Origin of the sequence: Parahoeflea alexandrii (assembly GCF_024105735.1) — a bacterium.
In the GTDB taxonomy this organism is placed as follows: domain Bacteria; phylum Pseudomonadota; class Alphaproteobacteria; order Rhizobiales; family Rhizobiaceae; genus Hoeflea; species Hoeflea alexandrii.
In genome coordinates this window covers 1633929-1647803 of sequence record NZ_JAAAML010000001.1, presented here as the reverse complement: position 1 = coordinate 1647803, position 13875 = coordinate 1633929, and the positions used below count along the sequence as shown (strand labels likewise).

10 protein-coding genes are annotated in these 13875 nt (G+C 63.2%); 2 read left to right on the top strand and 8 right to left on the bottom strand.

Features of this window, described 5'->3' with window-relative positions; all coding sequences use genetic code 11:
* Window positions 1-259 precede the first annotated feature (259 nt).
* Complete coding sequence (locus GTW23_RS07610) at window positions 260-637, bottom strand: DUF6481 family protein (RefSeq protein ID WP_375588424.1); 378 nt, start codon at window positions 635-637, stop codon at window positions 260-262.
* A 328-nt stretch (window positions 638-965) separates the two neighbouring features.
* Between GTW23_RS07610 and GTW23_RS07605 the strand changes: the two genes are divergently transcribed.
* Window positions 966-1709 carry a metallophosphoesterase gene (locus GTW23_RS07605; protein WP_252915272.1) on the top strand — a complete coding sequence of 248 codons (744 nt, stop codon included), beginning with the start codon at window positions 966-968 and terminating at the stop codon, window positions 1707-1709.
* Window positions 1710-1805: 96 nt separating this feature from the next.
* Here GTW23_RS07605 and GTW23_RS07600 read toward each other — a convergent pair whose 3' ends face one another.
* A complete protein-coding gene (locus GTW23_RS07600; protein WP_382264211.1) occupies window positions 1806-3017 on the bottom strand; it encodes a glycerophosphodiester phosphodiesterase family protein in 1212 nt (403 codons plus the stop codon).
* Between the two features lie 187 nt (window positions 3018-3204).
* Here GTW23_RS07600 and GTW23_RS07595 point away from each other — a divergent pair, with 187 nt between their 5' ends.
* Complete coding sequence (locus tag GTW23_RS07595; RefSeq protein ID WP_152008534.1) at window positions 3205-3423, top strand: alkylphosphonate utilization protein; 219 nt, start codon at window positions 3205-3207, stop codon at window positions 3421-3423.
* Window positions 3424-3458: 35 nt separating this feature from the next.
* Here the strand turns inward: GTW23_RS07595 and GTW23_RS07590 are convergent, their stop codons facing one another.
* The 6 genes from GTW23_RS07590 to GTW23_RS07565 form a co-directional block, all read right to left on the bottom strand.
* Entirely contained in the window at window positions 3459-4673 is a 1215-nt protein-coding gene (locus GTW23_RS07590; RefSeq protein WP_252915270.1) for a cation:proton antiporter, read from the bottom strand.
* Between the two features lie 85 nt (window positions 4674-4758).
* Complete coding sequence (locus GTW23_RS07585) at window positions 4759-6237, bottom strand: protein adenylyltransferase SelO (RefSeq protein ID WP_252915269.1); 1479 nt, start codon at window positions 6235-6237, stop codon at window positions 4759-4761.
* A gap of 87 nt (window positions 6238-6324) precedes the next feature.
* Entirely contained in the window at window positions 6325-6831 is a 507-nt protein-coding gene (msrA, locus tag GTW23_RS07580; protein ID WP_252915268.1) for a peptide-methionine (S)-S-oxide reductase MsrA, read from the bottom strand.
* A complete protein-coding gene (gene msrB, locus GTW23_RS07575) occupies window positions 6832-7281 on the bottom strand; it encodes a peptide-methionine (R)-S-oxide reductase MsrB (protein ID WP_152008531.1) in 450 nt (149 codons plus the stop codon).
* Window positions 7282-7432: 151 nt separating this feature from the next.
* Window positions 7433-11623, bottom strand: a complete 4191-nt coding sequence (locus GTW23_RS07570; RefSeq protein ID WP_252915267.1) for a translocation/assembly module TamB domain-containing protein — start codon at window positions 11621-11623, stop codon at window positions 7433-7435.
* A 1-nt stretch (window position 11624) separates the two neighbouring features.
* On the bottom strand, window positions 11625-13562 hold the full coding sequence (locus tag GTW23_RS07565) for an autotransporter assembly complex protein TamA (protein ID WP_252915266.1): 1938 nt from the start codon (window positions 13560-13562) through the stop codon (window positions 11625-11627).
* Between the last annotated feature and the right edge of the window lie 313 nt (window positions 13563-13875).

The window sequence follows — 13875 nt, the reverse complement described above, 5'->3', positions numbered from 1 at the left end:
TATAAAGAATAGAATCTCCTAATTTTATGCTTGTCAGCCCGAAAGTGGTTCAGGAACTGGCCACCGCGAAACTTACTCGGTAGCAGACTCTTCCGGCTCTGCGGACGCTCGCGGGCCGTGATGACGGATCAGGTTCAACACGACAGCCGAACAGATGTGCAAAGAAGCAGCGCAATCCCCTCACCTGCAATTTCTGGCACTTGGCCTTCGACCAAGTCGCAGATTTTGTTGGTGAGGGGGTAAAGTCTCTCGGCCAACCTCAGCGTCGCGCCTTGCGGGCGGCGTAGCGCTGATCGCGCTTTTCCTTCATCGCCGCCATGTCGGCGACGGCTCGTTCGGCGCGGGCGGCTTCTTCTGCCTCGCGGGCAATGGCTTCGGCATGTTCGGCTTCATAGGCGGCAGCGGCGTCGGCAGCATCCTGCGCAGCCTTGCGCTCCTGCTCTTCAAGCTTTGCCCGCGCGCGTTCGGCCTGGCGCTCTTCGCGCGCCTTGGCCACCGCGGCGCGTTCGGCGCGCTTGGCAATGACTTCGGGATCATCCGCCTTCGGCGCCGCCTTCATTTTCTCCAGAAGCTTCTTCTTGGCTTCCATGGCATCCTGACGGCGGTCGGTGAAGGCAGTGCGTAGTGAGTTTTTCAAACGAAATTCATCCTGGGTTGAGATCAATGCCGCGTGGGCAAGCCGCCGGATGCGGCGATCAGCCCCGTGTTTGAACGCTGAGGCGCGTTTGCACAACCCCATCTCCCCCGATTGGCCCGGACTTTTTGACACAACGGTGCCTTTCGGAGGAAAAACCGCCCCCGATTGACCGGTTCCGGCCAGACCACGCCTGCCACGCTCGCAATCAAGGCTTTGAGCAGTCGGTCTTGACGAGCCCCACCCGGCGGGTCAGACAATTGTCCCTCCGGCTGCGACCAGACACTGGCGCGGTCACCGGCACCTCGGACGACACAGCAAAGGTTCCCGAATGTCGCTCACCTATGCCATCGGAGATGTCCACGGTCGGCGCGACCTGCTGCAAGCCCTGCTCGAAGCCATCCGCACGGATGCGGGTGATCGCCGGTTTCGCATCATCTTCCTGGGCGATCTCATCGATCGCGGCCCGGAAAGCCGGCAATGCCTCGATCTGGCAATTGCCACGCTCGAGGCGCATCCCGGTTCGCGGCTGATCCTCGGCAATCACGAGGAATTTCTGCTCAGCTTCCTCAATGCCGCCCACGACCGAGAAACGATAATGCACCGCTGGCTGATGAATGGGGGCGATGAGACCCTGCGCTCCTACGGGTTTGAGAACATCGACGACGTCGACGGCGCCGTCCGACAACTGGCCATCGCTCATCCCGGCCATGTCGCAGCCCTGCGTGCGGCGGACTGGATGGTGGAAACCGACGACCACGTCTTCGTCCACGGCGGCATAGACCCCAATCTTGCGCTTGCCGATCAGGACCCGGTGACCACCCGCTGGATCCGCGAGAAATTCCTTGGTTTCACCGGGCCGCTCCCCAAGACCGTTGTCCACGGCCACACCATCACCGCCTCTGCGTTGCCCGAACTCCACGCCAACCGCATCGCCATCGACACCGGCGCGGTCAACACCGGCCATCTCACCTGTGCGGTGTTCGACGCGGATGCGCCGCCACGGTTTCTCGCCACCGACGATCATGGCCGAAACATCGAAGTCGGCGAGGTCCGCCCGCTTGACTGCCGCTGAGACCGTGCCCGCCATTCTGCGCACTGGCAAGGCATCAAGAAGATGGCCACGCCTTTCCGGCGTGGCCATCTTCGCATCAGCGGTACCTGTGAAGGATTACTTCAGGCCGGTGCAACTCGCGTAATAGCTCACCGTCGCCGGCCAGTCGGAGAACATGCCGACAATGCCGACCTGGCGCGCCAGCACGTCGAGCACCTCGTACATCTGCCCGTCATTGTTGATCACGTCGCCCACCGACTGATAGTACCAGCCGCCGCCGGTGTTGAGCGGGCCCGACCTTTCGAACGACCAGGCGATGATGTTCAGTCCGGCCTTCTTCGCCTCCAACGCATAGGGCGACGGCACCATCTTGCCATCCGTAAGCGTCAGCAGCATCCAGATCGGCGGCGCGATGTAGTTGACGCCCTGGTCGGCAAGCTGCTGCATGGAGGGCTTGAACGTTTCCGGCTTGCGGAAATCAAACCCGTCTTCGCTGTAACGGCCATCGAGATAGACCGCCTGGGCGCCGAATTCCGGCTCGTTCTCGATCCAGTAGAGCACATCATCGAGATTGAACGACTGCGGCCAGACATCGGATGCGGGGATGCCGGCATCCTTGTACTCGTCGATCATCTTCTGCGCATAGTCGGCCTGGCTGAAGCCGTCATAGGGCATCTCCACTGAGGGAGATTTCAGCTCCGGCGTGAACTTGCCGCCGAGCGAGGCGATCAGCGCGATTGATTCGCGGTGGGTCAACACCGTGCCGCCGGCCGCCGCATAAAGGTCGGTCCGCCACTCCGCGGTACCGTTAATGTAATCCTCGACGGTCTCGGCCTGGCTGTTGGCTGCGTCCATCTTGCCATTGAGCGTCTTGAACTCCGAAAGGGTGATGTCGGAGGCGCGACACTCGGCAGAAGCCTTGCCGCCAGCCGCAGGCGTGAAGCCCTTGGTGCATTTTTGGGCCAGGTCGGTCGCCAGGATATTGGTCGTGGTGTGCAGATCGTTCTGAGCGTGGCGGCAGACCAGTTCCTTGTCCTTGGTGAACGTCACGTCGCACTCGATGATGCCCGCGCCCATCTTCGCGGCCGCCATGTAGGATTCCCGTGTGTGCTCGGGGAACTGCAGCGGCGCGCCGCGATGGCCGATCGAGAACAGCGTTGTCGACACCGGCTTGCCGTCACAGGCGAGCAGCTCGTCCTTGAGCGCCCCTTCGGCCATCTTGTCGATCAGGAAGGCGGGACGCGGTCCCAGTTCGATATCCGCCGCCGGCGCGGCACCGGCCAGTGTGGCCGAGACAAGAATGGCGCCGGCAACAAGCCTGTACAACATCGTCATGATCAATCTCCATGTGCAATGACGCCCCCTTAAACCGTCATTGCGACAGCCACGTGTCAGCCGGACAACGGTCTGGTTCGTAGTGCGAAACCGCACCCGGGCGCCAACCCGCCTGCCGGCCCTTCCCCTGGGCGCATCGAAACGCTACACCGGCCGCCAACCCCTGCGAAAGGCAAATCTGATGAGCGACGAAACCCGGGATTCCAATGGCGCGGTGCTGGCCGACGGAGACAATGTCACCGTGATCAAGGATCTCAAGGTCAAGGGCACCTCCTCGACCATCAAGCGCGGCACGCTGGTCAAGGGCATCAGGCTCACCGGCAATCCCGACGAGGTCGAGTGCCGGGTCGAAAAGATCAAGGGTCTGGTGCTCCGCACCGAGTTTCTGAAAAAGGCCTGAGCCTCGCAAACACTCCCTCGCAGCCCGGCCGGAACTCAACGTCCCGAGACTCTGCCGATCCACCGGGCCAGCGGCGTCGAACTCAGCCCGTGAACGATGATCGACAGCGCCACCGTCATCGATACGCAGGCAAGCAGTTCGGCCTCGTTGGCAAACTCGAACTCGTCGATGATCACCAACGTGAACAGGATCGAGGCCAGCCCGCGCGGCCCGAACCAGCCGAGAAACAGCTTTTCGCGCGTCTTCAGCCCCGAGCCCAGAAGCGACAGCCAGATTGCGCCCACCCGCACGACGGTGAGGAACAGCACCGCTATCAGCACGGTCTTCATCGAGGCATGCGCCAGTCCATCGGGCAGGAGAAGCGCACCGAACACCAGGAAGGCGGACATGGTCAGGATGAGTCCCGCCCCTTCCATGAATTCGCGCACGAAGCGGATATTGTGCCTGTAGCTGTTGCCGAAGATCATGCCCGCAACGAACGCCGCGATGAATCCGTTGCCGCCGATGACCGTGGCCAGCACATAGGCCGCAAAGGCCGCTGCCAGGAACACCACCCCTTCCGCCGATGCGGCAATCAGCCGGCGCGCCTGCGCCACATCCATCAGCCGCGCCACCACCCATCCCGTGAAAATCCCGGCCAGCGGGCCAAGCACGATCTGCAGCACCGCCTTGAGCGCCAGCCCGTCGGTCGCAGCATTCGCCATGCCGGCGGAGGCGAGGATCGCGCCCAGCAGCACGAAGGGCAGCACCAGCCCATCATTCAGTCCGCTTTCCACATTGATGGTTTCGCTTAGCTTTTCAGGGACATTGGCGCTGGTGACAACGCTCTGGCCCAGAGCGGCGTCGGTCGGCGTCAACACCGCGGCCGTCAGCAGCGCCATCGCGACCCCGCCCTCCGGGCTGACCAGGAAGGTGACAAGCGTGCCAAGTCCGATCGAGAGCGGCAGGCCGATCAGCAGCATCCGGGCAGGCAATCGCCAGCTTTGCCTGAGTTGCGAGAACTGCACGTGCGATGCGTCGGAAAACAGCACCAGCACCAGGGTGACTTCGGCGAGCAGCCGTTTGCCCTCGTCGAGCACTTCCGGCGGCGCGGCCGTCCGCAACGGTTCCGACAGCGCGAAGCCCAGACACATGAAGATGATCGGCAGCGTCAGCAGCGAGCGGTCAACGGCGCGGGTGACCAGCGAATAGGCGATGAAGGCACACAGGATGCCAAGCACCACCAGATCGAAATGCATGTTCTGGTTCATTCAATCCGCCTCGAGCCACCCTTCTCAGGCCCGACTATGGCCCGGCGCGGGATGATTATCCACCACCCAGGCCCCTCGGCCCGGATCAGGTGCCGCAATAAGTGGTGTAGGGGCCGAAGTCCGAGGGCGCCCCCAGCGCGAAGACCTCCAGCCCCTTGCGCTCCGTGAACGGGTCGGCAAGCACCTCGACCAGCCGCTCGAATGGCGCCAGGTCGCCCTTTGTCGCCGAATCGAGCGCCGCCTCGACCATGTGGTTGCGCGGAATATAGACCGGGTTAACCCGGTTCATGGCCGCCCTCTTCTCATCATCCGTCCTGTCTTCGCGCGCCAGCCGTGCCTGCCACAGCGGCAGCCAGACATCGAAACCGGCCGGATTGTCGAAGAGCGAACGGGGAGCAGCTGCCTCGCCCGAAACAGCGAGCGAGAGGCTGCGGAAAACGCGGGTGAAATCGGCGCCTTGGGTTTCCAGCACCGCAAGCAGCCCGACGGCAAGATCAATGTCGTCCGGCTGTTCGCGCGTAAGGCCCAGCTTGGCGCGCATGCCGGAAAGCCAGGCGCGCTCATAGGCAAGCGGAAAGCCGTTGACCACATCGCTGGCGCGCTTGACCGCGTCGTCGCTGTCCTCGGGATTGATCAGGTCGAGCAGGGTTTCCGCGAGCCGCGCCAGGTTCCACTGCGCGATCTTCGGCTGGTTGCCATATGCATAGCGGCCATGGCTGTCGATCGAGCTGAACACCATCGCCGGATCGTAGCCGTCGATGAAGGCGCACGGACCATAATCAATGGTCTCGCCGGATATCGTCATGTTGTCGGTGTTCATCACCCCGTGCACGAAACCGAGGTTCATCCACTGGGCGATCAGCGAAGCCTGGCGGTCGCGCACCGCTTCAAGCAGGCCGAGATAACGCTCAGGCTGTCCCGCAAGCTCGGGATAGTGCCGGGCGATGGCATAGTCCGCCAGTTGCCTCAGCCGCTCGGTTTCGCCGCGCGCCGCGAAGAACTGGAACGTGCCGACCCGCAGATGGCTCGACGCCACCCGCGCCAGCACGGCACCCGGCGCGGGTCCGTCCTGCCGCATGATCTCCTCGCCGGTGGCAACCGCCGCCAGCGCCCGCGTCGTTGGAACCCCGAGCGCATGCATCGCCTCGCCGATGATGTATTCGCGCAGCACAGGTCCAAGCACCGCCTTGCCATCACCGCCGCGTGAGAACGGTGTCCGCCCCGATCCCTTGAGATGGATGTCGCGGCGCCTGCCCTGCCTGTCGATCACCTCGCCCAGAAGCAGCGCCCGCCCATCGCCCAGCTGCGGTGAAAACCCGCCGAACTGGTGCCCGGCATAGGCCATGGCCAGCGGCTCGGCGCCCTCGGGGGCTTCATGACCTGCAAAGATCGCGGCGCCGGCGTCGCTCTCGAGTACTTCCGCATCAAGGCCCAGTTCCTCCGCCAGCGCCCGGTTGAAACGAATCATCCGCGGCGCGGGCACCTCGGCCCCCTTCCAGGGCACGTAAAACCCCTCAAGGTCGCGCGCGTAGGTGTTGTCGAACTGGAAGCCGGCGATGCTCATGGTGAAGTCCCTTTGTTTGCTGGTTCCGAAAACGCAAGCGACCGGCTGATGCCGGTCGCTGCATTTTCCATGGAGATCCGGCTGCCGCTATTCAGCCGCATCCCGCTTCGGCAGCACCCAGTCAGGCCGCACGAAATGGCAGGTGTATCCGTGCGGAATCCGCTCGAGGTAATCCTGATGCTCGGGCTCGGCTTCCCAGAAGTCACCGACAGGCTCGACTTCCGTGACTACCCTGCCCGGCCAGAGCCCCGAGGCATTCACGTCGGCGATGGTGTCGAGCGCGGTCTGGCGCTGCTGATCGTCGGTGTAGTAAATCGCGGAGCGGTAGGACATGCCACGGTCATTGCCCTGCCGGTTGGGCGTGGTCGGATCATGGATCTGGAAGAAGAACTCCAGAAGCTGCCTGTAGCTGATCCGGTTTGGATCATAGATGATCTCGATACCCTCGGCATGGGTACCGTGGTTGCGGTAGGTGGCGTTCTTCACATCACCACCGGTATAGCCGACCCGGGTCTTCTCGACGCCTGGCATCTTGCGGATCAGATCCTGCATGCCCCAGAAACATCCGCCGGCAAGTACTGCACGTTCGCTCATCTAGATATCCTCCACCTGGTCGAGATAGTCGCCATATCCTTCAGCCACCATGTCGGCTTTGGGTACGAACCGCAAGGATGCGGAATTGATGCAGTAGCGCAACCCGCCCCGGTCCCTGGGGCCGTCTGGGAACACGTGCCCGAGATGGCTGTCTCCATGCTTGGAGCGCACCTCCGTTCGGATCATGCCGTGGGTGGAATCGCGCAATTCCGTCACGTGAGCAGGTTCGATCGGCTTGGTGAAGCTCGGCCAGCCGCAGCCGCTCTCGAACTTGTCAGAGGATGCAAAGAGCGGCTCTCCGGAGACGATGTCGACATAGATGCCGACCGCCTTGTTGTCATTGTATTCGCCGGTAAAGGGCCGCTCGGTTCCGTTCTGCTGCGTCACCCGAAACTGCTCGGGTGTCAGTCGGGCAATGGCTTCATCGGTCTTGGCAAAAGCTTTGGTCATGCCGGTTTCCTCCTTCAAGGCGCATGGTGTCAGAAAGAGAGATGGGCCACACCGGCCCGGTTTTCAATCGGCCCATGTGGATCCGCCGATGGCTTTTCTCTCACTGGGGGTCAACTTGTGGTGAGGCAGGGCCAATCCGGCCATATCCCGTCTAGTATTCGCGCTCGTAGAAGATGCCGCCCTTGGTTTCACCGCCCGAACTGGCCTCGCCGCGCAATTTGATCCCGCGGCCGATGTCGAGGTCGATACGGGCCTTGCCCGATCCAGCAGACGATCCACTCTCGATTCCGAGGTAGGTGCGGTCGTTGAGATACTTGCCGACCCCGAGCGACGTGTCGCCGGTTTCCTCATCGGTGCGCACATCGATATCGTCGACACCGGTTGCCCTGCGCAGTCTTTCAAGCACACCACCGCCTTGCACCGCACCGGTCAACTGCGCGGCCGCTTCGGCAAGCTGGGCGATCTGCAGCGGTGACAGGCTGCTGATCGAGCGGCCGAAGATCAGCTGCGCGAGCACTTCGTCCTCAGGCAGCTCCGGGCTCGAGCTGAAAGTGAATCTCGGAGCATCCGCAGGCCCGGTGACGAGCACGGTGACCGTGGTGCTGCCCGCCTGGCTCGAGGCCGCAAGATCGAGAATGGGAACCACGGAGCCGGCAAACCCCAGCGAGCCGCGGGTGAACTCGAGCCGTTTGCCCAGAACGCTCAGCCGGCCACGCACCAGATCGAAGCCGCCTGCGGCAATGGGTGAGCCGGTGGTTCCAGTCAGGCGCAGCGATCCGCCCAATTCGACATCCATGCCCCTGCCGCGGATGAAAATGCGGCTGGCCTGCACCCTGATATCAAGTCCCAGCCCGCCAGATGAGCTACCTTGGCTGTCGCCGGAGAGGCGCTCGGCCTGGGATTGAATGTCGGCCGAAGCATTCTTGTGGGTCACGTCAAGGCTTGCGATCGAACTCGGCAGCGTGTCGGGTACCGTGATCGTGGTTTCGTCCAGCAGCACTGTTCCGCCAAGTTGGGGCAGAGCGGTCAAGGGACCCGACAGAGTCAGATTAGCATCGAAACGAGTGGCCACCATCTGGCCATCGGCATAGCGCCCACGCTCGACTTTCAGATTGAGATCGGCGGGAAAATTGCCTGCCGGATCGATCGCAACGGTCCCGGATCCACTGATCCGCCCGCCCGACGACAATTCCCCGGACAACGATCGAATCGAAGCCTGGTTGGGAGTAAGAGCAATGTCTGCGGCCAGGTTGTCGATGGCGATCCCGGACCGGCCATCAACCAGACGACTGCCCGACGTTGTGATCGCGCCGGAAATTTCCGGTGCGCCGACAGAGCCGCTGACGGAAATGTTTGCCTGGGCCGTCCCCGTTAGCGCCAGTCCCTGCTTGGCGATCGCGCCCGAGAGCAGCGAGAATGGAACGCTGCCATTTATCTGCGCCGAGATCGCCCGCGCGCCCGAGGTGGACAGCCCGCCGGTGGCTGTGAAGGCCAGACCGCCGCCGCTTGCCCGCGCCTCAAACCGAAGCCGGTCGGCCTCAAAGCCCCCCGCGGCACTGATCGACAAGGGCACATCAGCCACCGACGACGCAGCGGCGGCCCGCACCTCGCCAGCGTTGAGATCGTACTGCACCACCGGTGCGGAGGCCGTGCCGCGTACCCGGAGATCGCCGGAGAGAGCGCCTGAGAGCCCCGCTCCCGGCGCAACCGCATTGACCGAGGTCAGCGGCAGACCGGCGAGCGCCACGTCGATCGCCAGGGTTTCGCCAGCCGAGCCGGTCACCGAAACCCGGCCGCCGCCGGGAGAAAGCACCAGCCGTTCGATCTCCGCCACACCGTCGCGCACCACGACCCGTGCAGGTTCGAGCAGATTGATCGCCAGGCCTTGCCACGCGGTCCGCGCGGTTTCGACTTCGAGTTCCGTTCCTGCTTCGCTCTGCCGTACCCGCGCATTGACCGACACCGGAAGCCCGGCGGCCTGCGCCTTGCCTTCGATGACGGTCCAGGATTGAGCCTGGGTGAACGAGGCCGTGAGGTTTGACACGTCGGTCCCGCCGGCACTCAGGCTGGCCACATCCAGCGTTCCCTCGGGCTTGGGAGCGCCCAACAGGTCGGCGACGGTGAGATTGAGCCGCGCATCGCGCAGCAGGAACGCTTCACCCGACAGCTCCGGAAAGCCCAGACCGATTTCGGCAAACGACTGTTCGTCGCGAACCTTAAATCTGATCGACCCGCCGCCGTTTCCCTTGATCGCCTGCAGCGCCAGCGCCGAGAGCGACCCGATATCTTTCAAATCGAGATCGATAACGCCTTCCGGGCGATAGGCCTCATCCAGCACCAGCGATCCGGAAATCAGATTGTCGGCGACCTGCAATCGCAACGGACTGACCCGCACCACGCCGTCCGATTGCCCGATCACCAGGCTGCCGTTGACCGGCCGGCCTTCCAGCGCACCGGTCAGTTCGACATCGGCTTGCGGCGATGCGGGGTCGGCCACTCCTTTGGCCGTGAGCACCAGTTCGGAAAGATCGCGGCTCTGAACTTTCAACTGCTTGCCGGTCAGGCTCAGTTCGAATGCCGGTGCGGAGGAAGGACCGGAAAGACTGGCCGTCAGTTCCAGTCCGCCGGATATCGCCGCATCGGCGCCCGCGAGTTTCGACAGACTTGCGTTGATGTCGCCGGCTACTTCCCCCTCGGAGGAAAGCGCAACCGAGCCCGAGAGTGCGACAAACTCCGACGACGCCTCGAACTCCTCCACGGAGAGGTCACCGCCCTCCTCCAGTGCGAGGTTCGCGGAAAAACCGGTGTCCGGCCCCAGAAATCCCGGCGCCTGCTCGGACAATACGGCGTTCCTGATCGTGCCCGAAAGCCTCGCCGCCAATCCGCCTGCACCGTCGAAGGCAAGATCCTCAATCGTCAGCGCCGCCACGCCCGTGCGCACCTCGATCGCATCGCTGGAGATCGCTCCGTCTTCCTCAAGTACCAAGGGGCCGGAGAGTGTGAGACCACCTGCCACGGCTCGCGCCGCGATGTCATTGCTCGATCCGATCGCATCGATGGCCAGCTTGATCGAACCCGTACCGCTGCGGCTGTCCATTGAAAACCGGTCGAAATCCGCAACAGCGGAGATGCCGCTGATATCGAAATCGGCTCCGGCGACCTCGCCCGCGGTGATTTCAAGACGCACTGCGGCTTCGTCCGCATTGCCGTTCACCTGGATCGTTGCCTCCGGCTCGGTCAGACTGATCCGGGCGGCCTCTTCGCCGAACACAAGCGGTGCGGCGCCGGGTCGCGATACCACCGAGGCCGAGAGGTCGACTTCGCCCTCCCGCGCCACCCGGCCGCGCCCTTGGGCGGTCAGTTGCGATGACGAGAATGTAAAGATGTCGATCACAGCGCCGTTGCGGTCCGGCTCAAGCAGGCCCTCAAGCACAAGCTCGCTCTGACCTGAGAGCAATTGACCAACAGACGGCGGCAGGAAACGGTCAAATGTACCGATGGCCTCAAGCGATACCGCATCGCCGGCTTCGCCGGAGACCATCTGCAGATGGGCTTCGGCAACGATTTCGTCGTTGACGGTGCCTGAAGCGTTGAGCCGCCAGTCCGCAAGCGAGCCCTGCGAGGTTGCGGAGAGGCTGATGGCGTCGTCGGGCGCAAGATTGAGCAGATGCGCCATCACCCCGCCGGCTGGCTCGGACAGCTTCGCAGACACGTTGAAACGGTCTTCCGCCTCAAGATAGTCGGCATCCACCGTCAGCTCGCCGCCGACCCCGTCGATGCGCTTGACCACAAGATCGGCAAGCGCGGACGACAGCGACGCGTCCACGCGCGCACTGCCGCGTGCTTCGAACCGGGCCACACGGCCGGCAACCGGTTCACCGACCAGGATATCCGGCGCGGTAAACCGCTTGATGTCGAACGCCAGCGGCAGTTGCAAGGCTCCGCCTTCCGACTGGCTCTCGGCGCTCTTGGGTAACTGCGCCAGCTCGACTGCCTCGATGGTCAGGTCATCCACCGCCAGGCCGGCATTCAACAATGCCAGCGGCGACCAATCGATCCGGATACCCTTGAGCAGCAGCCAGGGCTCGCCTTCCGCGTCGCTGAGCATGACATGACCGATCCGGGTCGATCCGGACAACAGTCCCTCGATCCTGTCGATCTCGACGCTCTGGCCGGGACCGGAACCGAGACGGTTCAAGGTCAGCGCGATCATCCGCCCACCCGGGCTCGTGGCGAAGATGAATATCAACCCGGCCAGAAGGATCAGGATGACAATGGCAAGCCATCGCGCCGCGCGCCGGATCAGACCCGGCCGGGAGCTTTTGCGTTCGTCGACCGTCATGTCAGAATGCCTGCCCGATCCCGGCATAAATCCCGTAATCGGGATCCGTCGCATCCTTGTTCAAGGGAACTGCGACGTCGACCCGCAGCGGGCCAAACGGTGTCGAATAGCGCACGCCGATCCCCGCTCCCGCCTTGAATTTCGCACCGGAGAATGTCTCGCTGGCGCTGACCAGCCCCGCATCCACGAACGGCACAAGCCCGATCGTGTCGGTCACGCCGATGCGCACTTCGGCCGATGTCTCAATCAGGGAACGGCCGCCCGTGGGCTGCCCCGCAGCGTTGACCGGACCGATGTCCTGATAGCCGTAGCCGCGCACAGAGCCTCCGCCGCCCGCATAGAACCGGCGGTTGGCCGGAACCGAGGCGAGGCTCGCGCCGTAAATGGTGCCCGCGGCGACGCGCCCGGCCAGCACGAATCGCTTGTCGGCATCAAGCGCCCGATAAGCCGAGGCTTCGGCCCGCAGTTTGACGAAAGTTGCGCCGCCATTGATTTCGTAAGTCGGCTCGACCAGCAGCGACAGCCGTGTGCCGGACGTCGGGTTGAGCTTGCTGTCGCGGGTATCGCGCACATATTCGAGCGGCAGCGCCACTGTGATGGTTTCGAGGTCGACATTGAAGCTGTCAGTCAACCTGGCATACTCGACATTGACGCCGGCCGAGACAGTCTGCTGCGGCGTCAATTCGTAAGTGATCCCTGCCGCTGCCTCGACGGAGAAGCGCCGGTAGGCGTCGGGATTTTCCTGCTCGACTTCAAGGCGGGAGACGAACTTCGAGGCGGGACCGAGCACCCCAGGCTTCTCGAACAGCGCGGCACCGCGCCATGTCATGTCCTTTGCCTGTCCGGTTGTGCCCAGGCTGCTGACGGATCCCTCAATCCTCAGTTTCTCGGCGCGTCCGAAAAGGTTCCGGTGGCCCCAATAGGCTTCCAGCCCGCCACCATCTGTGGACGAGTATGTGGCGCCAACCCCGAGATAGCGATGCTTGCGCTCGGCAACCGTCACCTCGACCGGCACCGATCCGTCGCCCGAAAGGCTTTCACTGCCGCGCACGGTCACACTCGAGAACACCTCGAGCGCCCGCAACCTTTTTTCGGCGGCTGCAAGCTCTTCGGGATCATACTGCTCGCCCTGGCGGATGCCCGCCATACGGGCGATGAATTGGGAATCGACACTTTCCGCCCCATCCACAGCGGTCTGCCCGAACGGAGCGACCGGACCCGCTTCGAGTTCGAGAGAGACATCGAGCAGACCCCGGGCGTGATCGGCGACAACTTCGCGGCCGGAAACCTTTGCGAACGGATGCCCATCCCTCTCCAGTTCCAGCACAAGCGCCTGTTCGGAGTCGAGGATGACGGTGGACTTGGCAAGCTGACCAGGCGCCAGCCCCTGTTCGCCGGCGGAATAGGCGCGTCCGTCGGCGTCACGAACCGAGACATCGCCGAATCGGAACTGCTTGCCGGGATCGACGAGAATACGAACCGGAACGGGTCCACTGCCCCCCAGGCTTGCGTCGGGCGGAAGGTCGGCAAGCCGCCTTCCGTCAAGCAGGATGCGGACTTCACCGGCATATCGGGCGTTTTCATAAAGCGCGGCGATCAGCTGCTCGAAGTCACCATTGGCACGCTGGATCAGTCCGATCGATCCCGAGACCGGCCGATCGGCTCCCTGTACGAGCTGCGACGCGGCTTCCAGCTCGCTGCGCAAGTCCCCGTCAGGATCATTACCGGTTACTTCAAGAGTTACCGAATAGGAAAGCGGATCAACCACTTCCACCGCTTCGGCGGTGTCGTTTTCAAACAACTTGAAGCCGAACAACTCGAACGCCTCGACCCGCTCGGCGGCCAGACTGACAGCGCCCGACATGAGCAAGACAGCCGGAAGGGTTCGCAGCCACGAGGAGCCGCGCGCCCGGGATCTGATGTCCTGCACGTTTGTCATCGTCACCAATCTAGCAGTCCACAATGAACGGTTACTGAACATTATGGCCCGAAGTCGAAGTCTTAGCTAACCACATGGGATCCTTATATAGAACATACGACCGGTTTGTCGCCCTCTCAGGTTAAGCCACGCCCAAAGATTTCGCGTCTGCCAAGCGACACGCCATTGACGCGGGATCGCGCAGGGCGCGGTGCTGTGAAACGCCCTGTCATTCAATGCAACCGGGCTGGCCGCCGGACCGTAGACGTCTTTGTTGCCTCATGTCGCTTTTCCCTCTTGTGCGCACCGGACCTATTTCGCAATCTGCCGCCGG